This window comes from Pseudomonas sp. GW821-FHT01E05, assembly GCF_059422425.1.
Genome location: NZ_JBWKWW010000006.1, coordinates 344469 through 370364 on the forward strand (window position 1 = coordinate 344469; position 25896 = coordinate 370364).

Genomic DNA, 25896 nt, shown 5'->3' on the forward strand with positions numbered 1-25896 from the left:
GGAGGTGCGCCTTTCACCAGACTGATCGTCTACCCTATCGCGTCCTACCTACCGCTAAATACTGCTGGTCGGCGCGCCGCAAATGCTGCCAGGCCCTCATCAAAGTCGCCGCTTTGGCACGCCTGTCGGCGCAGTTCGGCGATCTGCTCCATTGCCTGGACGGGCATCGGTTGCAGGTCTTCGAGGATGCGCAACTGCTCCTTGACCGCCGCAATCGCCAGCGGCGCTTTGCCAGCAATCGTGCGTGCCAGTTCAAGCGCAGTCGCCTCCAGCGCGTCGCTGTCGACCAGCCTGTTCACCACACCGAAGCGTTCGGCGCGCTCTGCATCGAGCTTCTGCGCGCAGAAAAACATTTCCTTCAACACGTGAATCGGCAGGTTGTTGAAGAAGCGCAGCAGCCCGCTGGTGGTGTAAGGCAAGCCGATGTTTGCCGGGGTCATCGCAAAGCTCGCGCTGCGATCGGCGACGACCAGGTCGCAACTCATCACCAGGTCGACCGCGCCTCCCCACACCGAGCCGGATACCATGGCAATCACCACGCCGGGGTAGGCGCGTATGCGGCGCAACAGGTGTTCGAGTGGCTTGCCGTAGGCAATCGGGTCGCGGTCATGTTCCAGTTCGCGAATGTCATGGCCGGCGCTCCAGACTGCCTGCCCCACATCGCTGCCCAGAACAACGACCGGTATGCGTTGTGAGGCCAGTGCGGCAAGACCTTCGTCGAAGGCCGCCAGTAGTTGCGCGCTGAGTGCGTTGCGGTGTGTGGGGTTACTGAAGACCAATCGCCCGATTTGTTCATCGACAATGTTGACAGTCACGGTGGCGGAAGAGGTTTGCGTCGGGGTCATTGTGCTGTTCCTGTTGATTGTCCGGAAGCCATTACTGGCGAATCGTTTGAGTCCTGGTACACAACCTTCGCGCTCAGAAGCGCATTGATCGACGCTGTATCGAAACCCGCCTCGCGCAGCACCTCGACGGTGTGCTCGCCAAGGAGGGGCGGTGGGCGCTGGCTGACGCCAGGCGCAGGTTCTGCTGCGTCATTGGCGCTGAATACGGGTGTCACCACCTGACGCAATGCGCCAAGTTCTGGATGCATGAGTGTTTTGGTCAGTTGGCTATGCAGCACCTGCGGATCGTCGAACACTTCGTCGAGTGTGTTGATCGGGCCTGCGGGTAAGCCTGCCTCGATGAACAGTTCGGTCCACGCTCGTTTGCTGCGGGTTTTTAAACGGCTTTCCAGGATCGCTTTCAATTCGTCACGCCGCGCGACCCGGGCTTCATTGGTCGCGAAGCGCGGGTCGTCCGGCAGCGTGGGTAAATCGAGCAGCACACATAAACGTCCCCACATGGCCGAGGTAATCGGCGCCAGATTGAGCGGTCCGTCCTGCGTCTGGAACACGCCGTAAGGCGCAATGACTGAATGGGCGTTGCCCGTGCGGCGGGGGACATCGCCCAGGCTGAGGTAGCGTTGACCGTGCACACTTAACAAGCCGACCAGGCTGGCCAGCAACGAGGTGCTGACGTGCTGGCCGTGCCCGGTGCGTTCGCGCTCCAGCAGGGCGGCCAATACCGCCGTCACCAGCCACATGCCCGAGGTCAGGTCGCCGATGGCCGTGCCGGTGCGGGTCGGGTCGCCATCGACGAAACCAGTCAGGCTCATCAGCCCCGAGTAGCCCTGAGCGATCTGGTCGAAACCCGGCCAGCTGCTCATCGGCCCATCGGTGCCGAAGGCGTTGATGCTGCCCATGACCAGCCGCGGATTGCCTGCGCTGAGCACGTCATAGCTGAGCCCCATGCTCTCGAGGGTACCGGGTTTGAAGTTCTCGATCACCACGTCGGCATCATCGATCAGCCGCTGGATCGTGGCCAGCCCCTGGGGATTGCGGAAGTCGATGCACAGACCGCGCTTATTGCGATTGCACGATAGATAGTAGGTGCTCACGCCCCGGTCGAACGGGCCCCAGGTCCGGCTCATGTCGCCGGTCGGGCCGGGCTCGATCTTGATCACATCGGCACCCAGGTCCGCCAGCACCATGGTGCAGAACGGCCCCGACAGCGCACGGCTCAGGTCGATGATCTTCACGCCTTGCAAAGCTTGCATACGGTTCTCCAGTCAATGTTTGAGCGGCGCTGTTTTATTGCGGCAACGTCTGATCCCGGGTTTCAACGGCAAACGGCAGGATCAGCACACCCAGCGCGAAGGCGGCGGCCGTCCAGGCGATCGGGGCGCCTATCGAGCCATACCAGTGGATTGCAGCGGCCAGCAGGAAGTTGACGCCGGCGCCGATGAAGCGGCCGACCGATGCGTTGAAGGCGAATGCCGTAGCGCGTATCCGGGTCGGATACTGCTCGGGCAGCCAGAGCGAGAAAATCGCGAAGTTGCCGCCGAAGAAACCGAGGAACACCAACGACACCATGAACAGATGCAGGCCATCGTCCATGTAGAACACCCAGCCGAACGCGAAGACGATCGACGCGGCCATACCGGCAAAGTAAGTGCCCAGCGCAACCCGTCGCCCCAGTCGTTCGGCCAGCCATGGCGCCACCAGGCACCCCAGGATCGTGCTGAGCGACAGCACCGCCGCGCCAATCGACGCCAGATGCACCGCCCCGACGTGGTCGATACCGGCGCGCGTCGCCAGTGTCACGACGGCCGTCGCTTCGTAAACCGAGCCAGCCCACAAACCGACAATGGCGACCCCGACCAGGGCAGAGCTGGTCAGCGTGCGGCGCCGAAACGCCGGTGCGAAGATTTCCCACCAGGGCGCACGCGCCGAAGCAGTGGGCGAGTGGGGACGTGCGACGTTATGCGCAGCATTGCGTATCTGGTCGGGTTCTTTGACCTTCAACGCGGTATAGATCGCAACGACCGCCGGGGCGAGGCCGCACAGGAACATTACGCGCCAGCCATAGGTTGCGCCAACGGTGTAGTTCAGCAACGCGGCAATGAAAAAGCCCAGGTAGTAGCCGGTTTGCAGATAGCCCGCACCCATCTTGCGCCGGTCTTCCGGCCAGCTCTCCGCCACATAGGTACCGGCCAGTGCCCACTCGCCACCGACACCGATCCCGGCAATCAGCCGAAAAATGGCCAACTGCCAAATGTTGTCCGAGAAAGCCGCCGCTCCGGTAAAGAGCGAGTAGACCAGAATGCTTGCGGCCAGCGTCTTGACCCGGCCGAAGCGGTCGGCGAGGGGGCCCCAGATGAACGACAGGCCCCAACCGATCAGAAATAGCCCGAACATCACAGAGCCGTACATGGCGATGTTGGCGGGGGTTGGGGTAATGCCCGAGTTGGGCAGCAGCTCGGTCAGGGCGGGAATCAAAACCAGGGCGAAGATCACCGAATCCACGCCATCCAGAACCCATCCCAGGTAGACCGCCCAGAAACCGCGAATCTGCTCGCGGGTCAGAGGCGTTTTGATGGGCTTCACGCTAGTTGCCGATGCTGTTAATGCTCTAAACATTAAGATCTCCCATTGACCTTGATCAGGCCTATAGAAGCGTTGCGAGGCCGTTGCGACCGTCAGCGCTTCGTTTATTGTGAAATCAGTCTAGGCAGCGCATATCATAAGTATCAAATATGAAATTTCTTTGGTCCCATCGGATTTTTATATAGAGTCAGATTCTTTGGACGCTCTCCCATGGACCTTCGCCAGTTGCGGTATTTCGTCAAGGTGGTTGAGTGCGGCAATATCACCCGCGCCAGTGAAGCGCTGCATATCGCGCAGCCCGCGATCAGCCAGCAGATGCGCAATCTGGAACGGGATATGGACATGCAATTGCTCGAGCGCAGCGTGCAGGGCGTGGTGCCCACTGCGGCTGGCCAGACGCTGTACCGGCACGCCATCGAGCTGCTGCGCCAGGCCGACGGCACCCGTGAACTGCTCCGTCAGGACGCCGAATTTCCGCAAGGAAAGGTGTCGGTCGGCATGCCGTCGAGTACGGCCCGGATGTTGGCGATTCCGCTGGCTCGCACGATCCGCAGTCGCTATCCGGGTATCAAGCTGGAATTGATCGATGCACCGAGCGCTGACCTGGGAGGCCTGATCACGGTTGGGCGGGTTGCTCTCGCGGTGATTGTCGATGCGGTCCAGACCCGTGGTGTGGCCTCGCGGCGGCTGCTGACCGAAACGCTGTATCTGGTTGCGTGGCCGGAGTTTTCGATACCGGACGAGCCTGTGACGATCGATGCCTTGGCGAAGATGCCGCTGGTTCTGCCCTGTGCACCGAACACGATTCGCAGTCGAGTCGAATCGGCACTGCAGCAGGCTGGTCTGCACTGTGAGGTTGAGTTCGAAGCCAACTCCACGGACTTGTTGTTCGCAGCCGTTCTGGCAAAGCTGGGTGTCACGATCCTGCCTTGGGCGGCCGCCCATGTTGAACTTGATCAGCATAAGCTCAAGCTGGCCAGGATCGATCACAGGCTGTTCACTCGTGATCTATCTCTGTGCTGGCCTGACACGGCCGTGCAGAGCAATGCAGTGCAAAAGGTCAAGGCGACCATTTTTGAACTGTTCGAGGCGTTTGGACGGCATCCGGGGTGGGCTGACGGACAATGACGCGGCCAGTGGCGTGGGTGAAGTACGGATAATTTCGCGGGCAAGTCGGATCGCCGCACTGCTCGCTCCTACGGAATTTGAGGCGTTCATAAAGTGCTGATCCGACACAATTTTGTAGGAGCGAGGCTTGCCCGCGATGGCGGCAGTACAAACGCCGAAAACTTCAGATCAGCCATTGTCGTACTCATCATGCCTGAGCCACCAAGGCCCCGTCTCATTGCGCCCCTTGGGTGCACGGTCGAGCCACTGGTACATGCCCCACAGGCCATCCAGTCCGCGCGCATAGGTTGAATAGGTGTGGTAAACCACGCCGTCCTCGAGCACAAACGCGCTCATGCCCGGTCTGTCGCGCGAGTAGGTGGAGGCATCGGTTCCGCAGGTGGCGGCGAACCGGGCGACGGGTTCCGGGACTTGTGTGGCGTCCATGGCGTGGCCGCCGCGCTGGTAGTTGTATTCGATGAGCCCTTCGCGCTGTTGCGCCTCGCTGAACGAGACGTTGAAGTCAAAGGTGAAGTCGCTGTCGGGCGCGGACGCCCAGGGAAAGGTCCAGCCCATCCGCCGCTTGTACGCCTGCAACTTTGCGAGCGGCGCCCGCGATACCGCCGCCAGTGTGACGTCGTGGTTCGCCAGGTGGACGACGAAGCCGTCGAACCCGTCCGCGATCGCCGAGCAGGACGGGCAGCCGGCCTTGTAGTCGGGCCCGAACATGAAGTGGTAGATGAGAAGCTGCGAGCGCCCTCTGAAGAGGTCGGCCAGCGAGGCACTGCCTTCATCGGTGTCGAATCGGTACGCCTTGTCGACCCGAACCCACGGCAGCGCTTGACGTTGCCGCGCCAGTTCGTCGCTGCGACGCGTCAGCGCCTTCTCCGCCTGGAGCAGCTCGAGTCGCGCTGCCAGCCATTGTTCACGTGTCCCGGTCATGTGTCTGGTCATCATTCTTCGCTCCCTTTGTCGTTCGTTCAATTCTCGATACGACGTGCTGGTGGGTGGTCGTGAGATAGACTAAACAGCGGGCATCGGACGGTGGGAGTGACAAGTGTGGCGCGATTGATATGGACTCGCTGATCACGGCCGCGGCGCGTGCGCTGGCGGCGGGTGATCCCCTTGGTGCACTGAACCGGGTCGCCTTGCGCGACGATGCGCCGGCGCTCGCGTTGCGAGGCATCGCGATGGCGCAGCTCGGCGATCTGGTTCGAGCCAAGGCGCTGGTGCGAAGTGCGGCGCGTGCCTTCGGCCCGAAAGAGGCGCTGGCGCGGGCGCGGTGTGTCGTCGCCGAGGCCGAGATCGCGCTGGCGTCGCGCGACCTGGGCTGGCCAGTGAAGGCGCTCGACGCCGCGCGGGCGACGCTTGAGGCTCACGGCGACCGGGTGAACGCCGCCCATGCTCGCTATCTCGAGATCCGCCGCTTGCTGCTGATCGGGCGCCTCGACGAGGCCGAGGCTCGGCTCGCCGAGCTCGATCCCACGCCATTACCGCCTGCGTTGAGGGCCGCCCATGAGTTGGTCGTGGCGGGGATTGCGATGCGACGCCTGCGCACGCAGACGGCCCGCACTGCGCTTGATCGGGCCGGGCACGCCGCGCGCCATGCCGGCATCCCTGCGCTGACCGCCGAGGTCGAAAGCGCTGCGCTCATCCTCAATACCCCCGCAGCGCGCCTGATTGCCGGTGGCGAAGAACGGCTCCTGGTGCTCGACGAAGTTGAAGCGTTGCTGGCGTCAAAGGTGTTCGTCGTGGACGCGTGTCGGCATGTGGTGCGTGACGCCGGCACCTCGGTCTCGCTCGCCAGGCGGCCGGTGTTGTTCGCGCTGGCGCGGGCGCTCGGCGAAGCGTGGCCCGCAGACGTGCCGAGGGAAACGCTCATCGCGCGAGCCTTTCGATTGAAGCTCACCGATGAGTCCCATCGCGCGCGGTTGCGAGTCGAAGTCGGGCGGCTTCGCACGGCGCTTCGGGCATTGGCCGGCGTGACCGCGACCAGGCGCGGGTTTGCGCTGGTGCCCCGCGGCGCGGCCGAGGTCGTCGTGCTGGCGCGGCCCGTCGAAGAGAAGCAGGCGGCGGTGCTTGCCTTCCTCACCGACGGTGAGTCGTGGTCGAGCTCGGCCCTGGCGCTTGCCCTTGGCGCCAGCCAGCGCACCGTGCAGCGAGCACTCGACTCGCTGGCGGTAGCCGGCAAGGTGCAGTCGTTCGGTCGCGGGCGAGCACGTCGCTGGATGACCCCGCCGGTGCCGGGATTCGCGACGACCTTGTTACTCCCCGTTCCACTGCCCAGTGACTAGGATTCACTTCACCAGCCCGTGAAGAGGAAACAAACATGAAACACTCAGCCGCTGAAATCCTCCGTGAGTATGGCCCCTTTGCGGGTGTCGACGCCGTGCATGGCGTCACCTATGACGGCCAGCACGTCTGGTTTGCTACCGGAGACAAACTGAACGCCCTCGACCCGGCGAGCGGCAAGACGCTGCGCTCGATCGAGGTCACCGCCCATGCAGGAACGGCCTTCGACGGCCAGCACCTGTTTCAGATCGCCGAGGATCGCATCCAGAAGATCGATCCGCAGACCGGCCGTGTACTCGCCACGATCCCGGCGCCCGGTGGCAGTGACTCGGGGCTCACGTGGGCCGAAGGGACGCTCTGGGTGGGCCAGTATCGGGACCGCAAGATTCATCAAATCGATCCCCAGACCGGGGCGATTCTTCGCACCATAGAGTCCAACCGCTTCGTCACCGGCGTCACCTGGGTCGACGGAGAACTCTGGCACGGTACGTGGGAAGGCGAGGAGAGTGAACTGCGGCGAGTCGATCCGGGAACGGGAGAGGTCCTGGAAAGCCTCAAGATGCCGGCTGGGGTAGGGGTGTCGGGGCTTGAGTCCGATGGGCGCGATCAGTTTTTCTGCGGCGGCGGTGGGAGCGGGAAGGTGAGGGTTGTTCGCCGGCCTGAATGAGGCTTCGCCGCTGGCTGCGCTTGCGACAGGCGATTTTGCGACGTTTGAGTCGTGATTGACTGGCCTAATGCGAAATTATCCCGTGTTCAATCGCGTACTTTACCAGGGCCGCGGGCTTGTCGATGTTAAGTTTGCGCCGGATGCTCAGACGATGGGTCTCTACAGTCCGGACACTGATATCCAGCTCGCGGGCCATTTCCTTGTTGTTCAGGCCCTGAGCCATCTTGTACAACACCTGGCTCTCGCGCGGTGTCAGCTCATTGTCGGTACTCTTATCGGCAATCAGCCTCTGCGCGATTTCGGCACTGTAGAACGTCCCGCCACTGGCAATGGCTTCGATCGCAGCAATGATCTCCCGTGAAGGCGCGTTCTTCAGCACGTAGCCGCTGGCACCCGAGCGAACGGATTCACTCACATATTCATAGTTATCGTACATGCTGAGCACGAGCACCTTGAGCGACGGGTACTGGCCGCGTAACACTCGGGTCAGCTCAAGCCCGTTCATGTCCTTCAGGCTGATGTCGACCAGCAACAGATCCGGCTGGCAGCGCCCGACCATCTCAAGCGCATCCGCGCCATTTTCGGCTTCTCCCACCACTTCCAGGGGGGCCATTACCGCCAGCAGCGCTTTGATCCCATCGCGGACCAGGGAGTGATCGTCGACCAAGGCGACGCGGATCGGGTAGGGCAGGTTCATCGCGGGCATTCACTCTTGTTGTTATGGGGGGAGTCAGCATTTCGTACCGGGCATTTTCACCGGCAGCAGAACGTCCAGCTCACTCCTTCCAGGCGTCGATATCAGGGCGAATTGACCACCAAAATGCTCGACACGTTCACGGATATTGCGCAAGCCAATGCCGGCGTGACGACGTTCGACCTGGGCGACGTTGAAACCGATACCGTCATCGACCACGCTCAGACGTACAGCGTCCTCAGACCCGTGCAGGGTAATGGAGACGTTTTTAGCCTGTGCATGTCGTTCGATGTTGGTCAGGCCTTCTTGCACAATGCGAAACAACGAGACCGGTGCACCATCGGCCAAATGGCAGTCGCACTCGTTGTTGTTGTAGGTCACCACGAGCCCGCTGCGTTGCTCGAATTCTGTTGCCAATTGACCGATCGCCGCAGGCAGGCCCAGGGTGTCGAGCAGCGACGAGCGCAGGTCGTGGGAGAGGCTGCGAACTTCGCCAATTGCTTCCCCCAGGCGTTCCGTGGCTTCTCTTAAAATGCTCAAACCCTTGTCTTGTCCTTGTCCATTCTCCAGCACATGGCTGGCCAGTTCGAACTGAAACTTGATGGAGACGAGTACCTGGCTGATACCGTCGTGCAGCTCACGGGAAACCCGTGATCGCTCTTCCTCCTGCAAGCTGACGATACGCTGGGTCAGGCGTTGAAGTTTTTTGTCGGCCAGACGGTGTTCGCTGACGTTCAGCGTCATGCCGCTGGCGAAGACAAACAGCACCGCTACCAGGGCCACCACGGCAATCGCAAGCATCGTTTTGCGGATGCCCTGAGCTACCTCGTCACGCGCCTGCTGTGTGGCGCGTTCAACGTCCTCAAGGTAGATGCCGGTACCGAGCATCCACCCCCAACGATCCAGCATCACCACATAGGCGAGCTTGTCGGTCACTTGACCGGAAGAGGGTTTGTTCCAGGCGTAGCGCTGAAAGCCTTCTCCTGATTCCGCACTTTTGAGCAACGCCTGGATCACCGGCAGGCCGTGAGGGTCTTTCATGTCCCACAGATCTTTGCCCACCAGTTCCGACTGCCGCGAGTGCATCAGACTACGGCCCTGGTGGTCGTAGACGAAGAAGTAGCCATTGATGCCGAAGCTGAGCTTGCGCAGTTCTTCCAGCACTTGTTGCTGTGCGTGCTCGTCACCCTGGCCGTTGTCGTACAGCGGCGCAATCAGGCTTTGCGCCATTTCGACGTAGTTTTTAAGTTCTGCGCGCTTGCTGGCCAGAATGCTGTCTTCGATCAGTTGCGCCTGTTGATCACCCAGTTGGCGGTTCAGGGAAATCACCAGCGCGCAGATGACGGCGATCGCCAACACCAGCGGCAGAATCCCGAGCGCGACGATTTTGTGTTTGAGCTGCATCTTTGCTCCTGTCCAGACCGAACGGATGACCAGCGGTCATAGACTCATGCCGCCCGAGGTGCGGCGAAGGCTCGGCATCATATGCCAAAGATACGCTCGTTCAGTAGTCGGTTGGACGTAATGACCGGTGGATTTCAGGTATTGCACGAGCGAACTCAGTAGAACTACGTAGACGCTGCGTACGTAGTTCTGCGGATTTATTTGTAGACGGCATGCGCGGATATTGGGCCAGCTCCGCACAGCGGACACAATTATAAAAATTACCGCCGCAGTCCACTGACTGTCGGCAGGAGACTCGCAATGACCCGACTGGCTAAACACCTCGCCTGGTTTGCCGTGGCTGTCCTGGGAGCTTTTGCGCTGAGTGTCGTGGCCCTGCGCCGCGGCGAAGCCATCAACGCCCTCTGGATCGTAGTCGCAGCAGTCGCTATCTATCTCGTCGCTTACCGCTATTACAGCCTGTTCATCGCCAATAAGGTGATGCAACTGGACCCCGGTCGAGCCACCCCCGCGGTAGTCAATAACGATGGTCTGGACTACGTGCCGACCAACAAACACGTGCTCTTCGGTCACCACTTCGCGGCTATCGCTGGCGCGGGGCCGCTGGTCGGTCCGGTATTGGCGGCGCAGATGGGCTACCTGCCCGGTACGCTGTGGCTGATCGCCGGCGTGGTGCTGGCCGGTGCCGTTCAGGACTTCATGGTTCTGTTCATGTCCACCCGCCGCAACGGCCGCTCCCTGGGCGACATGGTCCGTGAAGAAATGGGCCGCATTCCCGGCATCATCGCGCTGTTTGGCTGCTTCCTGATCATGATCATCATCCTCGCGGTGCTGGCGCTGATCGTGGTCAAGGCTTTGGCCGAGAGCCCGTGGGGCATTTTCACGGTGATGGCGACCATCCCGATTGCGATGCTCATGGGCATCTACATGCGCTACATCCGCCCGGGTCGCATCGGTGAAATCTCCATCGTCGGCGTGTTGCTGTTGTTGGGTTCGATCTGGCTGGGCGGGCAGATTGCCGCCGATCCCGTGTGGGCCAAAGCCTTCAGCTTCACCGGCATCCAGATCACCTGGATGCTGATTGGCTACGGTTTCGTCGCGGCGGTACTGCCGGTCTGGCTGATTCTGGCGCCGCGTGACTACCTCTCTACGTTCCTCAAGATCGGCACCATCATGGCCCTGGCGATTGGCATTCTGATCACCATGCCCGAGCTGAAAATGCCGGCACTGACCCAGTTCACCGACGGTACCGGGCCGGTATGGAAGGGCGGGCTGTTCCCGTTCCTGTTTATCACCATTGCTTGCGGTGCGGTGTCTGGTTTCCACGCGCTGATTGCCTCCGGGACTACGCCCAAGCTACTGGCAAGTGAAGGCCATGCCCGTTACATCGGTTACGGCGGCATGCTGATGGAGTCCTTCGTGGCCATCATGGCCATGGTGGCTGCTTCGGTGATTGAGCCGGGCGTCTACTTCGCAATGAACAGTCCGGCGGCGCTTGTCGGCGGTGACGTGATGCAAGTGGCGCAGACCGTCAGCAGCTGGGGTTTTGCGATTACCCCCGAAGCCCTGCAAACGGTGGCCAAGGACATCGGTGAAACCACGGTTCTGGCCCGCGCTGGCGGCGCTCCAACCCTGGCGGTCGGTATCGCACAGATCCTGCACCACGTACTGCCGGGTGAAAACACCATGGCGTTCTGGTACCACTTCGCGATCCTGTTCGAAGCGCTATTCATCCTGACCGCCGTCGACGCCGGTACCCGTGCCGGTCGTTTCATGCTGCAGGACTTGCTCGGCTCTTTCGTTCCGGCTCTTCGGCGCACTGAATCCTGGACCGCCAACCTGATCGCGACCGCCGGGTGCGTGGCGATGTGGGGTTACCTGCTGTACCAAGGCGTGATCGATCCACTGGGCGGCATCAACACCTTGTGGCCGCTGTTCGGTATCTCCAACCAGATGCTGGCCGGTATCGCGCTGATGCTGGCGACTGTCGTACTGATCAAGATGAAACGCCAGCGCTACATCTGGGTGACCTTGCTGCCGGCCGTCTGGCTGCTGATCTGCACCACCACCGCAGGCTTCATCAAGCTGTTCGACGCCAACCCGGCGATCGGTTTCCTGGCGCTGGCCAGGAAGTACAGCGATGCGCTGGCCAACGGTCAGATCCTCGCCCCGGCCAAGGACATCACCCAGATGCAACATGTGATCTACAACGCCTACACCAATGCAACACTGACGGCGCTGTTCCTGCTCGTGGTATTCAGCATCCTGTTCTTTGCGCTCAAGGTCGGTGTCGCCGCCTGGGGCAGCAAAGAACGGACGGATAAAGAAGCGCCATTTCAAGCTTTGCCGGACGCTTGATCAAGGAGTGCACCATGTTCAATGACCTGAGTCGCCTCGGTAAATACCTCGGTCAGGCCGCACGCCTGATGGTCGGCATGCCCGACTACGACACCTACGTCGAGCATATGCAAACCAAACACCCGGACAAGCCGGTGATGAGCTACGAGGCGTTCTTCCGCGAACGTCAGGAAGCCCGTTACGGAGGCGGCAATGGACAGACTCGCTGCTGTTGATTGTCGACGCCGGGTTCAATCCTGAAGTCGCTGCAACACTCAAATCGCGCTCATAAAAAACCCGGCTGATAAGGCCGGGTTTTTTCATTGAATACCGCTATGAGGAATCGACTAGTTTTTCTCGGCCTGAGCTGGCGCTAGCCCATCGTTGAATTGATATCGCCCCCAAAAACGCGGTCAGGCTTCGCTGATTTTATTGACGCTGGTGATCTGACCGCTCCAGATCATCTCGTAATGGGCTGTTTGAATAATTGATGAGACGGGTCTCGGGGTCATCAGCGCCCAGCAGTAGTTGCCAGGCGTACGCACGGAGTTGTAACGAAGACCGGGACACCCTGCATCCTTGACAGACTTCCCCAAGCGATGGGAATGCGTGTAATCGTCAGGAGCGTAGATAGGATCAGTCATCGGGATGGATGCGGCATCCTTCATCGCTATGTCCACGAAGGAGCAGGATAACCCCCGGAAAACAAACCGCTCATAGTTGAGGCTCTGGACTTTCGACCAATACAGACTCTGGTGATGCTGCACCTCTGCCAGCGCCGTTTCCATTGAGCCAGCCAGGTACAACACACCAAAGCTACCATCGCTGAATCGCGAACCAGCCGGGTTGACGTGGGTAAAAGGCGCTGTCGCGTAAGAGCATCCAGGAATACCGAACGGGATCTCCCCTCGCGGAATCAACTCAAGGTGTCCAACCTCATTTTGCAGCCTCGGATTAGTGAAAGCCTGTATTTGATACAGAACCTCAAACTCGTCCGCGTCCGCTACGTCATCAAACAATAAAATAGGCGGAAACTTTGAATTGACCAGACGGTAGGCCTGCAACGGCTCACCGGCCAGCTCTGCCAGCTGGCTCACCATCACCATTGCGCGTCTCGTAGCACGTCAATCCGCCGAAACGTCTCGTACAGAGAAATCATATCCCCCTGAGACATAATATCGAGCGGGGTACGCCCGTTGAAAAACTCGTTTTCGTTCGCCATCGTCGGGAAACCATAGACGTTTTCCGGGTTATCAAAGACGAGGCGCAGAGCGGCGTGGATATTGAGAACAAAACTGATGCGCTGCATCTGGTCTGAATCCAGGCCCACGGACCAGCCGGGATCGCGCTGCTTGGCACGTGTGTACGTGCTGCGAGAAATGCGCAGGATACGGCAGGCCTGATCGCTGGACGCACCCCATTTTTCGAGTATGCCTACAGCTGCTCGCAGACCAGTAACACACTGGCTCTTGGTAAATCCTTGTGCTTGGGGGACTACTGTCATGTCCAATACCTCATCACCAATCCATAGACTCAAATATAGACAAATAGCGTCTACAGATCAATGCTGCCTCGACCAGTGGAGATCGTGCAGATCGAACCTATCCAGGTTGACTAGCCAAAGTGAACGACTGGAGACGGTCGATTCTGTTGAAAAAGTCGCCTATGTTCCGGCGAGCGAAAAATGCCCCTCTGAGATTGAAATATGGACGTGGAGCAGACGTTAACCGGATCAGATTTTGCGTAGCAACTTATTGGGCGTTTGGGGGGATTTGCTTCGCCTGCAGTATCTGCATTGGCGCTGCGCTGAGCAGTTGAGAAGTTGACTTCGTTACAGCATCGCCAAAGCGGGGAACATCGGTTTTCGGCCCTGGGCGAAACTCTACGATCAACAGCGAAAAGTCATTGGCCAAGGCACACCAGCTAGCTGCCAACGTACCTGATCGGCGTTATGCTGAATGCATAATCCTTGGGACATTCATCATGCGCACGTTGATGCTGTTACTCGCCGCCAGTGTTGTTGCTGGTTGTCAGACCCCGATGCCGGCGGCGAATCCTCAGATGGCCTGGGTCGACTTCTCTACGCCATTCCCCAACGACAGACTGCTGATGGCCGAGCGCCTGGACAAGCAGCGCTTGGTCGACGGGCGTTTTTTTGAGGTCGCGCCCGGAAACCATGAGTTGATCGTCCGCTTCGACTTCGAAGTACCCGGTTCCGGGGGCTCGAGCATGATGGACGGCCCCTCCGAACGCGTATGCTACCTGACCATCAACTACGATCATTTCGAAGCTGGCCAACGCTATGTGCTCGAGGGCCGCTCGATAGCCTTCACCCCCGAGGCCCGGTTGTACAACGCCAAGCGCGAGATCGTCGCTGAAGACCGTGAGTCCTATTGCCTGATGTGAGGCGAATCAGCGGTCGTTTTTCTGGTAGATGATTTTCTTGGTGCCGGTTTCGCTCGATGGACAAATCTACCGGCGGAAGACGCGCAGTTCGGCCAACCGGAAATCAAGCTGGGCATCCTGCCCGGGATCGGCGGCTTGCAACGCCTCACCCGATCGGTTGGCAAGGCACTGGCGATGGACATGATCCTCACCGGTCGCACCATCAACGCCACCGAAGCCAAAGCTGCCGGGCTGGTTGCCCGAGTCGTGCCTTCAGCTGACCTGCTGCAAACTGCGCTGGAGGCAGCACACACCATCGCCGGCTACAACGCCCCTGCGGTGCGAATGGCCAAAGAAGCGGTCAATCGCGCGCAGGAAGTGAGCCTGGCCGAAGGCATGCTGCATGAGCGGAGACTGTTCCAGGCCGCATTCGCGACCGATGGCCAGAAGGAAGGCATGCAAGCGTTTCTCGCCAAGCGGGCGCCGGTTTTTCGGCATCGTTGAAGGGAGCTTGTGATAGAGGGTTTTGTGGAGCAGGGGAGCAGGGGAGCAGGGGAGCAGGCTTGGCAGTCCTCTATTCTCTGATCAAATCAGAAAATCAGTGGCTGCCATCGCACGATGCGCAGCATCCAGTAATGCTTTGAGCTGTGCGTCATCACGACCTTCTACAACATCGAAATTCATCAGAGGCATGTGGGTAATCTCGAGTAGTGACGGGATGCCTTCATCGCAGGTCTTGAGGCCCACACTAGGCTTTTGCTTTGTTCATGATGAGATGCAGAAATCGAATTCATTGTTTCCATACGAGAACAATCAAATCATGCCTAAAGTGGAAGTCGAAAGACTCTGGACCCATGTGCACTGGCTGGCGATCCTGGCAGAGCAGGGCACGTATACCGCGGCAGCGATCAGGCTCGGGGTGAGTAAGTCAGCGGTGAGCCAGCGAATTGCTGAACTGGAGAAGGCCACGGGATTGAGTCTGGTGTTACGCACGACTCGCAGTGTGCGATTGACCGATGCAGGCAACGCTCTGGTACGTGACGTGCGCAGTGCTTATGAGCAAATTGCCCGCAGTTTTTCCGATGTTCGAGATTCTGCAGGTGTTGCACGGGGACTTCTACGGCTGACTGCTCCGGTGGCATTTGCCCGCCAGCAACTGGTTCCGGTACTGGCCGGTTTCTTCAACGAATATCCCGAAGTCAGAGTGCAGCTCGACGTTTCCGATCAGATTTCCGCCATCGCTTCGGAGGGTTTTGATCTGGCTATTCGGCACAGCAATCAGATACCGGATACCCATGTCGCCTGGAAATTGTGCGCGACACATTCGGTGCTTGTTGCGACCCGCAGCTATCTGGAGAAATTCGGCGAACCTCAACGTCCAGAGGATCTCGTAGAACACAACTGTCTCTATTACCCGCGAGGCAACGACATGCCTGCCTGGGCATTTGAATCGCAAGTGGCGGAGAAACGACTGACTGTTCCTATCAAAGGCACATTCGCAACCAACAATAGCGAAGCGTTGCGTGATGCAGCTTTGACGGATCTGGGTATCGCGCTTTTGCCCGATTTCAGCGCTCAGGCCGGGCTGAAGAGCGGAACATTGGTGCAGGTGCTGCCAACGTGGAAAATAGTAGGCGCCTTTCCTGAGGACATTTATCTGGTGCGTCCTTATTCCACACATGTGCCGAGGGCCGTAACCGTTTTTGTCGAATACCTGCGAGGGCGATTCGCGGCCGGTTTTAACTGACAGTAAAGGAGGGTATGCGTAACAGCTGATCTTCCTGGTCGTGGAGCGCTTTGAACTAGCTCAACTAAACAGTCATTTAGTTGAGTTATAACTTTACATGATATGACATTAGGGCAGGGTGCAAAATTCTCAGCTTTCATCGCTAATTTTTCGTAGGGCAATCAGCGACTCATGCGGCAAAGGCTCTCCGTGAATAGCAGCCATTATCTAATCCAAAAACTCTACATCAGCATCTATATCGCAACATACCAGATACAGGTCTATCAATATGTTGATCAAGGTTTCGGCATCGTGCTTCTTTTGTTCACTCACGGTTTTCTCCTCTGGGATCATGTAGACCGTCGTCTTTGAATGGCTTAATGAATCCTAAGAACGAACTGGCGTCAGGGTTATCGTGCCGTCAGGTTGTTTTTCCATGTCCAGCTTGTCACCGCTGGTCAACCCGAGGGCCGCCAGAAGATCGTCAGGCAAAGGTATGATCAGGTCGCTAGTTCCATCATCAGCGTCTTGGCAGGTGACAATCCAGCGTCTATTTTCAGAGCTTGATGTTGGGTTCATATTTTCCCCTGGTGATCAAATGACAGAGCCGATTCATGATTATGATCCTGCGGACTCGCTGATTGATTCAGAGACCGTAGCTGTCTTTTTGGCTGATGCTTACGACACCTGTCGTAATCACTTAAAAAAGATAAATGCTAACCTGTTGTTTTATATGAGCCACATTGAATAGTGAGGAGCTTCATCGACTGTTTTTCAGGGGTTTTATTTTTTTTAACGGCATATCACAATCTTTATCTTTTTAAAGTGATTTGGAGGGGAAAGTCAAAAGAGGAAGTCGGTTTTTAACCATATGACCCGCATTCTCGAGGCCATCGCAAATCAAGTGATAGAATAGATGTGACAGGCGGAATTCGATTTCCTGCCACCGATCGATTCGACCTTTGAATGGATAAGCAACCGTGTAAGTGGGTGGTGGTTCGGAGCCAGGCATATGCCGCACGATCCGGACAATGCTGTTATCTCCGGTGACCTGCATCTGCGCGTTCATATGAATTTTCGCGTTCCCGCCGATCGCGCGCAGATGCACGTAACCCAGATGGCTGAGATCCAGCAGGTTGTCGTGAATGAGCTGCCAAGGTGCTTCGTAGTGGTACACGTCGCCGTCAAAGAGGTATTTTCCGCTGGAGTGATGCGGATACTCTGGAGATTCGCTTTCGGGTGGCTCAGCCGGGTTTTTCCCATGCCATAGCCAAATGATCTGGTCGCGTTCGACCACGTGAAAGGCGCGTATACGGGCTTGCCCGGGTACTTTCACCTGGCCAGGAAATTCCAGACATTGGCCTTGCCCGTTGAAGAGCAGGCCGTGGTAACCGCAGCAGATCGCTCCATCTTCCAGTGTTCCAAGAGATAGCGGCACAGCACGGTGGCAGCAGTGGTCTTCGAGTACAGAAGCTTTGCCATCCTTGTCATGAAAGAGTACGAGGGGCTGGTTAAGGCGCGTCCGGGCGACGGGCTTGTCAGGCCCCAGGAAAAACCTGCCACATACCACTGATCCTGTGGAAAGCTTGCAGGTTTGGAATCGTTATGTGGATCGAACTGCTGAATAGCCGCTGATTTCACGATAGGTCCCTTTATTATTGTTCGCCTTCTGGCTACAAACGGTGGCGTTCATAGCGGTCGCGCTGAAGTTCTATTGCTCAGATATCCAGGACAAGCAGTGGGGGCACCGGCTTGTACATACAGCAGGGTGATCGGATCTACTGTGCTCATGGGGCACCAGAAATCTTGTTGTTATCGAATGCCACGGCACAACACTACGCGCTCGAATCGGGGGCTGGCGTGGCGCAACGTGTACTGGTTTTCGATTTTTGGGTGCACCGGTTTTGAGGCAATCAAAGTTGTTTGGTGGTGTGGTGTGGTGTGGTTGGGTTGGGTTGGGTGAATATTCATTTTGGGGTGGTTACCGCGGCATCCTTGTCACGGTAGCCACTGCGCCGAATCGGAATGAACCCTCTCGAGGGAACCTGCAATGCCAGCGAATGACCGTACGTCAGGGCGGAATCCCAAGTAACCATTACCTTAAAAACGAATATGTACACAGACTGAAGGACGGCCCCATCAGCCGCTGTTACCGCAGAAACGGATTGCACACCACACAACTCGTTTCCGATAGGGATCGTCCCGAAATCTGACAACCACTCATCACTGAACTACGCTGCGTTCTGTAACCCCCATCCTCACCCATGTGACGTAAGGAACTGACACATGCGGAGCAGGTTGCCTGCGATATTGATGGTCGTTTTCAGCGTGTTTTGGTCAACGCTGCTTTGGTCTGAAGACGCGGTAAAACCGATTGAAGAGCCCGTCGAGATGAAAGTCGCTAATCGTAGCGTCATAGTGTTACGCGCCGCGCTCCTGGGGGAAGCACTAGCAGCGCGGGTCGAACGGGCGAAGGCGGTGATCGGCGAAGCGCACGACGAAGCGGAAGATCTGAACGTGAGCATCGACCCGATCCAGGATAGTTAGCCGTAGTGGTACCCGATCCTGATGCGCAGTCATCCAGGCGAAAACCCAGCCCGGCCGTTGAGGCCGCGGAGCTCAAAACCCTGGGAGAGGCCACCTCTGATTTCACCGCGTTCGTTCGGCCACGCAAAAAAGAAGAAGTCGGTTTTGAACCACATGACCCGCATTCGCGAGGCCATCCAAAATCAAGTGATACTTTTGTGCGGGAGTAGGAAAGGGGTCGATTATTTGCTGGGATCGGACATTGTTACCTTTGACGCGGATTTGAACCTCAAAGCCCTGATCAAGGCGGAGAAACTGCCCACAGTGAACCCAAAACCTTGGTACACAAAAGTTGGATTTCCAGTTGTTGAAAGGAGGGGTAAACAGCAGATTAGGAGGAAGTTACTCTGACCATAATTCCCTGGCCTTGCGTTGCAGACCAGGGAATCATGATCAGTAGTTAGCCAGCTCTTGTTCAGTTACGAGATCCTTCCGCACCTCGAAGAAATGAGGCCTGGATGTGGAAGTAAGGGGGTGGAGGATGAGTTTCGGATCCAACATCTTGGTTACAGCTTCTTCCGGTTTCAGGTGAGAGGTAAACGGCAATACCGAAATGCCATACGACACGTTGGACAGCCGTTCTGCGACGTCGAGCACCCGCTCAACATCGTAGTAGCCGCTGCCCCCACCACTTACGCTCAAAAAGCTCCCATCAAAAACCTTGTATTCAGACGCTCCGCTTGACCCTTCCAGTTCAACCAAAGCCGAGAGCAGCGGAAAGTTCGTATCCGCGCCATCAGTTTGCGAGCCGCCTTCCTTTGGCGACCAAAAAAACAGAACCTGTTTCAGACCGCGGCTCTTAAGAGCTTCGATCAAGGCGTTAGCCTTCTGATTGTGCGAAGCATTAATGTTGGAGCGAGTAGCATTCATGGATCATTTCCTCGGTGGATGAAGGTTACAGCCACTCCAACGTAACACTGTATAAATAACCAGATCAAGGCGCAGATCCCTAAATTTTTCAACGTCAAAAGGTGCCGGCACCTTTACGTGTTGATCGGCGGTGTCAGTGCGGTTTGTTTCTTCTGATCACGCGCTACCTGGGCTCTGACGCTTTCGAACAGGGCCGTTTGCAGCTTGTCAATCTGCTCGCTAAGCTGGGTGTTCTGCTGTTCCAGCTTCTCCAGACTGCGGTCAGTCGCCTCAAGTCTCCCGCGAAGTTGCGAAGTCTCATCGCTGGCTTTCGATCGCAATTGCCGCAACTGATCCTTCTCGTTCCGCTCCCGCTCTAGCTCTTTGCTCAGCTTCTCGGTTTTGGTCCTCTCTTCATCGCGAACCCTGGCCGTTTCTCGCATCAGGAAGTCTTGCGTCTTGACCAGTTCGTTCTGGTGACTTTCCGCGAGCGCTGTCAACTCCCGCTGCGAACTGGTCCTGAGGTCAGTGAGCTGGTCCTGTAACCTATCGATGAGCCCTTGTAACCGTAGCTGCACAGCTTGCTGTGCCGCTGCGTTGTCACTTGTCTCCTTGAGTCTAGATGTCAGATTTTTTCGTTCGGCGTCTTTTGCTTGTAATTGTTCTATAAGAGAGGCCTTGTCCGACCTGAGCCCTTCAATCTCTCTGGTTTGGCCAAAGAACCTATCGATGGCCGCCTCTTCATTGGCCCGAGCTGTAACCGCCGATGCCAGCGCCAAATCCACCTGCTGTTGAAGCTGAAACCGCTCGGCCTCGTGCCCGGCGACAGCGGCATTTAGGGCAACGTCCCAGATGTTATCGAAGCTTTCACTTACATCGTCGGGGATGCCAGGACGGCGTAGTCGTGCACTTAATGTCGGGCCGGCCTTTGCCCAGAATTTCTTGATCTCATCGGCAACTAAATTGGGTGATGCGGTGATGCCATGTTCGGCTGCTATCAACTCACGAATGGCCGACTGACGAACCTCTTCTCCGTGCTCGAGCAGACGCGCTGCGTAATCATGCACCCATTGACGAGTGCTCTTGAGTTGTGCGCTTGGAGACTGTTTTGGCATGGATCTCAGTCCTCTTTCATGGTGGTGCGGAGTAAATGCGTTGAATGTACCGGAAGGCCTGCCCGATGAAATAACGCAGTTTCTGAGTTGAACTATAAGAATAACACTAGTCTATCGGATTGTTTGTTTGATTAGTAAATGTTCCGCTGATGCGCACACCCAGAGCGTTTGCTCAAGAATGAACCAAGGTGGTAGATACCACAGGGTAAGTGACGGGGCGGGCCGAAGTATGAATAATGGATGGGTGCGCCCTCTCATTAAAGGTGCGTTAAACGCACCAAGTGGGGGTGCGTTAAACGCACTAATGAGCGCAATTCCCAAAAATTTCTTTTCGATGGCAGTGCATGTTAGAGCAAGATCAGAAAGTTCGTCTATATTGATGGTCATAGTGTCTAGCGCTCTCCGAGGTGTGACGATGGAGAAAATAATCAGCCGCGAGAAGGTTTTATACCAAGGGCGAATATGCGAATACGCTCGGTCTGTTTCAATCGATAAAGTCCAGATTTACGACATAACGAACAGGTCCTACGTGGTCGTAGAGATCGCTGACCTGCAATCCATTTCAATTGCTTCGATGATTCCCGAAATAAATAAAAAAGAAATCGATAGGGATCTATCCGAGTTGTCTGCGGAAATGGCCGAGGCAGCGCGAAGGTTTGATGTGATAAGAAGGTGCATTGCAGAAGAAGGAAGTTTAAAAGACATAGTGATAAAGGTGAGTGGGTGCTTGAATTTAAGTAGGCCCTACTGTTACAAGTTAGTAGGCGCATATGACGTCAATGCAGGTCCGGGATCTTTGATGCGTTACAAGCGCGGGCAGAGGAAGGGAGCACACAGACTCAGTCCGGTCATAGAGTCAATCATCAGTAACTGTATAGAAACTGAATGGGCAGGGCCAGGGGCTGATAGAAACAAAGTGCACGAGTCAGTAAAGGGAATGTGTAAAGCCTCTAAACTCCCGGTGCCGTGCATTAATACGATCGGAAAGAGAATCAATAGTAGAAAATCTGCAAAAGACCTAGCGCGCCTAAAGTCAGGTAAAAAGGTTGCAGCCGATAAATACGATGGCAGACCAAAAAAAATTAAGCTAAAAGAACCACTCGAGTATTGGCAGATGGACCATACGGTAATCGATTGTATTATCGTTGATGAGCAGAGTAGAAAGGCTTTGTGTCGTCCTTGGGTGACGTTAATTATCGACGTCCATACAAGAGTGGTTATGGGATATTATTTATCTATTCATGCCCCCAGTTCGGTGAGTGTCGCCATGGCCATTATGCACGCGGTGATGCCCAAGCGTGAATGGCTTAAAAGTCTTGGTGTGGACGATATTGATTTTCCTTATTATGGAAAACCTAACACCATAGGCTTGGATAACGCCAAAGAGTTTAAGGCTAAGTGCTTTCGTTATGCGGCAAAAAAACACCGTATCGATTTGCGCTTTAGGCCAGTCAGAACCCCGCATTGGGGAGGGCATATTGAACGCCTAAACGGAACGTTTCAGATGGGCTATGTTAAATACTTACCAGGCGCAACTTTGTCTAACGTGGTGATGCGAGGTGACTACGATAGCGAAAAGGAGGCGGCCTTGACATTTTCGGAGTTCAATGTTTGGTTCGCGCGCGCGATAAATATTTACCACTTAGAGGAGCATCGTATGCTGGGCATGAGCCCGCATGACAAATGGCTTGAGTCTTACACGGACTCTACTGGCGTGTTGAGCCACCCGCCATTACTCAGTGATGCCTTCGAGTTTTTTGTTGATTTTCTTCCGGAGGAAACTCGTACCATTTCCCGTTCCGGGCTTGTGCTGAACAAAATTTGGTATTGGTCAGACGACTTCAAACCTCTAGTAGGCAGTAAAATAAAGTTTGTCGTCAAATACAACCCCCTGTCGCTGCGTCAGGTGTGGGTGCGGGACAGCGAAAATCGATACATACAGGCGCCTTATTCTGATGTGGGTTTGCCGGATATAACTCTGCAAGAACTTAAACTAATAAGAGAAAAAGGAAAGACCCCGCCCAAGAATGAAGCGGAAATTTTCGAGAAGATTTTGGCTAATCGAAACCTGGTCAATAGCGCTACGAACGCAACTATAAGACTCAGAAAGGCCGTGGAGACGTCAAAACTGGCATCTGGTCTTGTCATTGAACAGATGTTGGACAAGCCAACACAAAGCCCGCATTCCAAGAAAGGCCTCGACTATACCCTGCCGATTACACCTTATGAACCAGAAGAATGACTTGGTCGTTTTGGAGATAAGCTATGTATGACCATATTGCCGAGTACCGTAAAGGGCTGATGTCACTGTCGGATGTCGATCGTACGATTGCGGTGTACGAAGATGTATGGGTGCCCCATGAACAGTGGAATCGCATTCGCAACGCGGTAGAAACTGTTTTAAGAATGCCACCTAAGAATCAAGCGCTGTGTTTGTTGGTTGCAGGTGAGTCCGGAATGGGGAAGACCGCCATGGTCGATCGATTGGGTCGTCATTTTGGTCTGAAAGAGGGTGTCAATGAGCCCTGTATAGTCATCTTGAAACTTCGTGCAGATGTCGAGTACAAAAAATTCAAAATGCTGTTGTTTGCAGCACTGACGGGGGACATGAAGTTCTCTGAGAGCAACATCACTGACGAACTGATGCTGGGAGCGATAAGGGCTCTTAATATTCGCGCCATTGTAATTGATGAGATAAACAACCTGACCCTAACTACTCGCCCAGACGTTAGTAAAAATTTGGCGCTTTTACGGGCATTAGGTGGCAGTCCTTTTCATATTTCGGTAATAGCACTCGGTAATGATCGGGCAGCAAATGCTCTGGCGTCGGATAAGCAACTGCAGCGCCGATTCGAAAATTTCATATTAAACCGCTGGGCGGAAAATGCAGAGTTTAGGTCGTGGCTATCCGGACTTCAGACAACTCTCCCACTCAAAAACCCATCGAACTTGACTGCATCAAAAGAGCTTAAGTTTATTTTAGAGTGCACCCACGGAGTCACCGACGGAATCATTAAGCTAATTCAACGGGCGGCTATCTGGTCGATCATTGAAGGGGGAGAGGCTGTTAATCTTAAAATGCTAAAACTCGGAAGCGGCGCCATGCCTCCTTTGGTGAGATCATGAGCAAACTTTACCGTAATGAATCAATGCTGTCGTGTATATTTCGTCAACTGAACAGCAAAAGTTTTTCCGACGAACAAATTCGAGCCATACAAAAAATCGTCGAAGCTTCATTTGAGCGGGGCGCTATTGGAGCAAAACTTTATGAGCTAGAACCAGCTAAATTACGAAGATATTTAGTGATGCCGAGCGAATTGTATCGTAATCAGTACGAGTCGTTCTGGCCAGTCTTACCGTTTTACAATAGAATCAGTTACTGCCCACATTGCATTATAGATGATATGCAAACCTTGCATGAATGTTACTGGCGATCTGACTGGGAGCATTATTGGTGCGTAATTTGTCTGCGTCACGGAGTGCGCTTGGTGGATATTCCGAATTCTGCTTATGCTTTTGAAACTTTTGGCAATAGGTTTGGTGATGCTTTTGCTGACGCCTTAAAGCGCACTTCAATTGACCAGTACCTGTTTTTCCATGCCAGGCATGGCGAACTACCGCTGTCGCCCAGACATCACGCATCGCTAAAACCTGGTGTGTTGCAACCAATCATGACTTTCAAGTTGGCCATAAGCAGCTTGGCACTCACCCTACAGCGACTGGTGACAAACCATTTGAGTGGTGAAAAAGTTAGGTTCGGTTGTTTGCCCATTATACAAGATCTCATGAGGTTGGCGATGCGCCCCACCACCGAATTTTGCGACGCCTTCCCCATTGGACACGTACTTTCGCAGCACTTTGGATTTATAAAGTATGGAAAAATCAAATGGACAGACATTGGAATAGATGAGTTTTTAGAACGCGCCGACGGGTATTCGTCGGTTTGGATGCGCCTGATTGCGATGGCTATCACTTGCTATGTATTGAAACTGGAACACGCGAACTACTGGTGGGCACAGATGGTGCAGAGTTCCCGAGAGCTTGGTCATAACCTCCCTGATAGTCCAGAGCAAGTTTATCGGAATTTGTTGAGCGGCAGTTATTGGGGGCTTCGCGCATGGTTTGAAGTGCGACACGGCGCGGGGCCAGGGTTTCGTGCACTGTTCGGGGATCGTCTGTACGGCGAATCGTGACGGTCTTGCAATCAGGCTGCGGTAGTTTGATTGCGTGGATGCTTTCGATGCAAATTGCTACAGCGGTGGACTTTCACTCCCTCGCGGACAAATAGCACAAGTGCTGGATTGCTCTCGTTTGGGTCGTCCTTACCTTTGATTGGTCGTTTAGCTATCGACGCCTGCTGGCGTTGGGCTGCAGCGTTGTTTTGTGAGTTTGCTTCTAGCACCGCCCCTATGCAACCGATCAGACGAAGTTGGTGAGATGGACGCTTTAGGGTGCCTCATCAGTGGTATGCAATGTGGAGCTATCCTAACTGTGGGGCTGAATAGATGCATTGTGGTATTGCACCTGTCTTTTCGACGGTCTTGCCACGAAATAGGTCGTAGGTCTTCCCATGTTCCACGGTTAGGCGAACATGGGACTGCCCTGACGGTTCATCAGGCACGGTGTTGATGGCTAGCACGTGCTCCAGGCACCAGTGTGCTGAAGCATTCATTCGAGGTGGGGTCATGACCATCACCGAACACACGGAGCCCAAGGGAGAAACTTCATTGAGCACTCGCTCCAGGTACCCCACATCGGAGACCAGCAGGGTGCGACCGAACTCCATTTCTCCTTCCGTCATCTTGATGCACACATGAAACCACGGGTCGTTGAGATCCCGTTCAATGACGCTCCAGCGTTTGATTTTCAGGTCAAACGGCACGGGAGAGAGGAGTTCCGCAGCTGGCTGGGTAAAAAACATGATGATGCCCTCACAAAACGAACCCTATAGATTGTAGCCCTAAAGTATTCAAAAAGGCTTCATCGTTCCTTTTGTGAGCGATGCAAATGGAACTGAAACAGGCCTTTGGAACGGCTTTAAAAGCGCGTCGCCTGGAGCGCAAGTTGACGCAAGAGGATTTTTCCGACGTGAGCAGCAGGACCTACCTCAGCACCTTAGAGCGGGGACAGAAATGCCCCACACTCGAGAAGGTCGTGGAGCTGGCCTCCGTACTGCAGATTCACCCGCTGACGTTGATTGCTGAGAGTTTCCTGGCCCTTGAGCCAGGTCAGACGCTTGAGGCATTGCTGGATGTCGTCCAGCGCGAAGCGCAGCAGGCCTGAGTTCTCCCGCGTTCCAATGTGAG

Annotated in this window: 27 protein-coding genes and 3 pseudogenes; 15 read left to right on the forward strand and 15 right to left on the reverse strand. The window is 55.9% G+C overall.

Features of this window, described 5'->3' with window-relative positions; translation table 11 throughout:
* Positions 1–44: 44 nt before the first annotated feature.
* Genes scpB through AC07W5_RS15825 form a run of 3 tightly spaced genes read right to left on the reverse strand, consistent with a single transcriptional unit; the run spans position 45 to position 3428 of the window.
* The gene (gene scpB, locus AC07W5_RS15815; protein ID WP_495023770.1) at positions 45–845 is read right to left on the reverse strand and encodes a methylmalonyl-CoA decarboxylase; all 801 of its coding nucleotides are present in this window, start codon (positions 843–845) and stop codon (positions 45–47) included.
* On the reverse strand, positions 842–2098 hold the full coding sequence (locus tag AC07W5_RS15820) for a CaiB/BaiF CoA transferase family protein (RefSeq protein WP_495023771.1): 1257 nt from the start codon (positions 2096–2098) through the stop codon (positions 842–844). The genes scpB and AC07W5_RS15820 overlap by 4 nt, the downstream gene beginning before the upstream one ends.
* Positions 2099–2132: 34 nt before the next feature.
* Positions 2133–3428: an MFS transporter gene (locus tag AC07W5_RS15825; RefSeq protein ID WP_495023772.1), complete on the reverse strand. Its 1296-nt coding sequence runs from the start codon at positions 3426–3428 to the stop codon at positions 2133–2135.
* 210 nt (positions 3429–3638) lie between these two features.
* On the opposite strand from AC07W5_RS15825, the gene AC07W5_RS15830 reads away from it, so the two are divergent.
* Positions 3639–4556, forward strand: a complete 918-nt coding sequence (locus tag AC07W5_RS15830; RefSeq protein WP_494991568.1) for a LysR substrate-binding domain-containing protein — start codon at positions 3639–3641, stop codon at positions 4554–4556.
* Between the two features lie 168 nt (positions 4557–4724).
* Here AC07W5_RS15830 and AC07W5_RS15835 read toward each other — a convergent pair whose 3' ends face one another.
* Positions 4725–5489, reverse strand: a complete 765-nt coding sequence (locus AC07W5_RS15835) for a DUF899 domain-containing protein (protein WP_494991729.1) — start codon at positions 5487–5489, stop codon at positions 4725–4727.
* Between the two features lie 119 nt (positions 5490–5608).
* Here AC07W5_RS15835 and AC07W5_RS15840 point away from each other — a divergent pair, with 119 nt between their 5' ends.
* Positions 5609–6829 (forward strand): helix-turn-helix domain-containing protein, encoded by a 1221-nt coding sequence (locus tag AC07W5_RS15840; protein WP_495023773.1) that lies wholly within the window; start codon positions 5609–5611, stop codon positions 6827–6829.
* 35 nt (positions 6830–6864) lie between these two features.
* The gene (locus tag AC07W5_RS15845; RefSeq protein ID WP_495023774.1) at positions 6865–7494 is read left to right on the forward strand and encodes a Vgb family protein; all 630 of its coding nucleotides are present in this window, start codon (positions 6865–6867) and stop codon (positions 7492–7494) included.
* A gap of 64 nt (positions 7495–7558) precedes the next feature.
* Here the strand turns inward: AC07W5_RS15845 and AC07W5_RS15850 are convergent, their stop codons facing one another.
* A complete protein-coding gene (locus AC07W5_RS15850) occupies positions 7559–8191 on the reverse strand; it encodes a response regulator (RefSeq protein WP_494991571.1) in 633 nt (210 codons plus the stop codon).
* Between the two features lie 33 nt (positions 8192–8224).
* Complete coding sequence (locus tag AC07W5_RS15855) at positions 8225–9592, reverse strand: cache domain-containing protein (RefSeq protein WP_494991572.1); 1368 nt, start codon at positions 9590–9592, stop codon at positions 8225–8227.
* 300 nt (positions 9593–9892) lie between these two features.
* Between AC07W5_RS15855 and AC07W5_RS15860 the strand changes: the two genes are divergently transcribed.
* The gene (locus AC07W5_RS15860) at positions 9893–11950 is read left to right on the forward strand and encodes a carbon starvation CstA family protein (protein ID WP_495023775.1); all 2058 of its coding nucleotides are present in this window, start codon (positions 9893–9895) and stop codon (positions 11948–11950) included.
* A 14-nt stretch (positions 11951–11964) separates the two neighbouring features.
* The gene (locus tag AC07W5_RS15865; RefSeq protein ID WP_427632182.1) at positions 11965–12165 is read left to right on the forward strand and encodes a YbdD/YjiX family protein; all 201 of its coding nucleotides are present in this window, start codon (positions 11965–11967) and stop codon (positions 12163–12165) included.
* A 177-nt stretch (positions 12166–12342) separates the two neighbouring features.
* Here the strand turns inward: AC07W5_RS15865 and AC07W5_RS15870 are convergent, their stop codons facing one another.
* Positions 12343–13035 (reverse strand): RES family NAD+ phosphorylase, encoded by a 693-nt coding sequence (locus AC07W5_RS15870; RefSeq protein WP_495023776.1) that lies wholly within the window; start codon positions 13033–13035, stop codon positions 12343–12345.
* Positions 13029–13433 carry an antitoxin Xre-like helix-turn-helix domain-containing protein gene (locus AC07W5_RS15875; RefSeq protein ID WP_495023777.1) on the reverse strand — a complete coding sequence of 135 codons (405 nt, stop codon included), beginning with the start codon at positions 13431–13433 and terminating at the stop codon, positions 13029–13031. Before AC07W5_RS15875 ends, AC07W5_RS15870 begins: the two co-directional genes overlap by 7 nt.
* Before the next feature lie 325 nt (positions 13434–13758).
* Between AC07W5_RS15875 and AC07W5_RS15880 the strand changes: the two are divergent.
* The 3 genes and pseudogenes from AC07W5_RS15880 to AC07W5_RS15890 all read left to right on the forward strand — a co-directional run.
* Positions 13759–13872, forward strand: a pseudogene (locus AC07W5_RS15880) (PA0061/PA0062 family lipoprotein); the annotation flags it as partial.
* A gap of 40 nt (positions 13873–13912) precedes the next feature.
* The gene (locus AC07W5_RS15885; RefSeq protein WP_494991576.1) at positions 13913–14335 is read left to right on the forward strand and encodes a PA0061/PA0062 family lipoprotein; all 423 of its coding nucleotides are present in this window, start codon (positions 13913–13915) and stop codon (positions 14333–14335) included.
* Between the two features lie 66 nt (positions 14336–14401).
* Positions 14402–14818: pseudogene (locus tag AC07W5_RS15890) on the forward strand (enoyl-CoA hydratase-related protein); the annotation flags it as partial.
* 81 nt (positions 14819–14899) lie between these two features.
* Here the strand turns inward: AC07W5_RS15890 and AC07W5_RS15895 are convergent.
* Positions 14900–15007, reverse strand: coding sequence for a tautomerase family protein (locus AC07W5_RS15895; RefSeq protein ID WP_494991582.1), 108 nt, complete (start codon positions 15005–15007; stop codon positions 14900–14902).
* Positions 15008–15134: 127 nt separating this feature from the next.
* Between AC07W5_RS15895 and AC07W5_RS15900 the strand changes: the two genes are divergently transcribed.
* Entirely contained in the window at positions 15135–16061 is a 927-nt protein-coding gene (locus AC07W5_RS15900; RefSeq protein WP_494991730.1) for a LysR family transcriptional regulator, read from the forward strand.
* A gap of 366 nt (positions 16062–16427) precedes the next feature.
* Here the strand turns inward: AC07W5_RS15900 and AC07W5_RS15905 are convergent, their stop codons facing one another.
* Positions 16428–16502, reverse strand: a complete 75-nt coding sequence (locus AC07W5_RS15905; RefSeq protein ID WP_495023836.1) for a hypothetical protein — start codon at positions 16500–16502, stop codon at positions 16428–16430.
* Between AC07W5_RS15905 and AC07W5_RS15910 the strand changes: the two genes are divergently transcribed.
* Complete coding sequence (locus tag AC07W5_RS15910; RefSeq protein WP_495023839.1) at positions 16477–16791, forward strand: hypothetical protein; 315 nt, start codon at positions 16477–16479, stop codon at positions 16789–16791. The genes AC07W5_RS15905 and AC07W5_RS15910 overlap by 26 nt on opposite strands.
* A 69-nt stretch (positions 16792–16860) precedes the next feature.
* Here the strand turns inward: AC07W5_RS15910 and AC07W5_RS15915 are convergent, their stop codons facing one another.
* Both AC07W5_RS15915 and AC07W5_RS15920 read right to left on the reverse strand, forming a co-directional pair.
* Entirely contained in the window at positions 16861–17337 is a 477-nt protein-coding gene (locus AC07W5_RS15915) for a hypothetical protein (protein ID WP_495023837.1), read from the reverse strand.
* An 87-nt stretch (positions 17338–17424) separates the two neighbouring features.
* A pseudogene (locus AC07W5_RS15920) lies at positions 17425–17610 on the reverse strand (Rieske 2Fe-2S domain-containing protein); the annotation flags it as partial.
* A 716-nt stretch (positions 17611–18326) separates the two neighbouring features.
* On the opposite strand from AC07W5_RS15920, the gene AC07W5_RS15925 reads away from it, so the two are divergent.
* Positions 18327–18587: a hypothetical protein gene (locus tag AC07W5_RS15925; RefSeq protein WP_495023778.1), complete on the forward strand. Its 261-nt coding sequence runs from the start codon at positions 18327–18329 to the stop codon at positions 18585–18587.
* A gap of 432 nt (positions 18588–19019) precedes the next feature.
* Here the strand turns inward: AC07W5_RS15925 and AC07W5_RS15930 are convergent, their stop codons facing one another.
* Both AC07W5_RS15930 and AC07W5_RS15935 read right to left on the reverse strand, forming a co-directional pair.
* Positions 19020–19496 carry a hypothetical protein gene (locus tag AC07W5_RS15930; RefSeq protein WP_495023779.1) on the reverse strand — a complete coding sequence of 159 codons (477 nt, stop codon included), beginning with the start codon at positions 19494–19496 and terminating at the stop codon, positions 19020–19022.
* A gap of 113 nt (positions 19497–19609) precedes the next feature.
* On the reverse strand, positions 19610–20590 hold the full coding sequence (locus tag AC07W5_RS15935) for a DNA-binding protein (RefSeq protein WP_495023780.1): 981 nt from the start codon (positions 20588–20590) through the stop codon (positions 19610–19612).
* Between the two features lie 415 nt (positions 20591–21005).
* On the opposite strand from AC07W5_RS15935, the gene AC07W5_RS15940 reads away from it, so the two are divergent.
* The 3 genes from AC07W5_RS15940 to AC07W5_RS15950 are packed head-to-tail and all read left to right on the forward strand — an operon-like array spanning position 21006 to position 24783.
* Positions 21006–22832: a TnsB C-terminal domain-containing protein gene (locus tag AC07W5_RS15940; RefSeq protein ID WP_495023781.1), complete on the forward strand. Its 1827-nt coding sequence runs from the start codon at positions 21006–21008 to the stop codon at positions 22830–22832.
* 23 nt (positions 22833–22855) lie between these two features.
* A complete protein-coding gene (locus tag AC07W5_RS15945) occupies positions 22856–23716 on the forward strand; it encodes a TniB family NTP-binding protein (protein WP_495023782.1) in 861 nt (286 codons plus the stop codon).
* Complete coding sequence (locus tag AC07W5_RS15950) at positions 23713–24783, forward strand: TniQ family protein (RefSeq protein ID WP_495023783.1); 1071 nt, start codon at positions 23713–23715, stop codon at positions 24781–24783. Before AC07W5_RS15945 ends, AC07W5_RS15950 begins: the two co-directional genes overlap by 4 nt.
* A gap of 287 nt (positions 24784–25070) precedes the next feature.
* On the opposite strand, the gene AC07W5_RS15955 is transcribed toward AC07W5_RS15950, so the two are convergent.
* Entirely contained in the window at positions 25071–25511 is a 441-nt protein-coding gene (locus AC07W5_RS15955) for a hypothetical protein (protein ID WP_495023784.1), read from the reverse strand.
* An 86-nt stretch (positions 25512–25597) separates the two neighbouring features.
* On the opposite strand from AC07W5_RS15955, the gene AC07W5_RS15960 reads away from it, so the two are divergent.
* Entirely contained in the window at positions 25598–25873 is a 276-nt protein-coding gene (locus AC07W5_RS15960; protein ID WP_495023785.1) for a helix-turn-helix domain-containing protein, read from the forward strand.
* Positions 25874–25896: the final 23 nt, after the last annotated feature.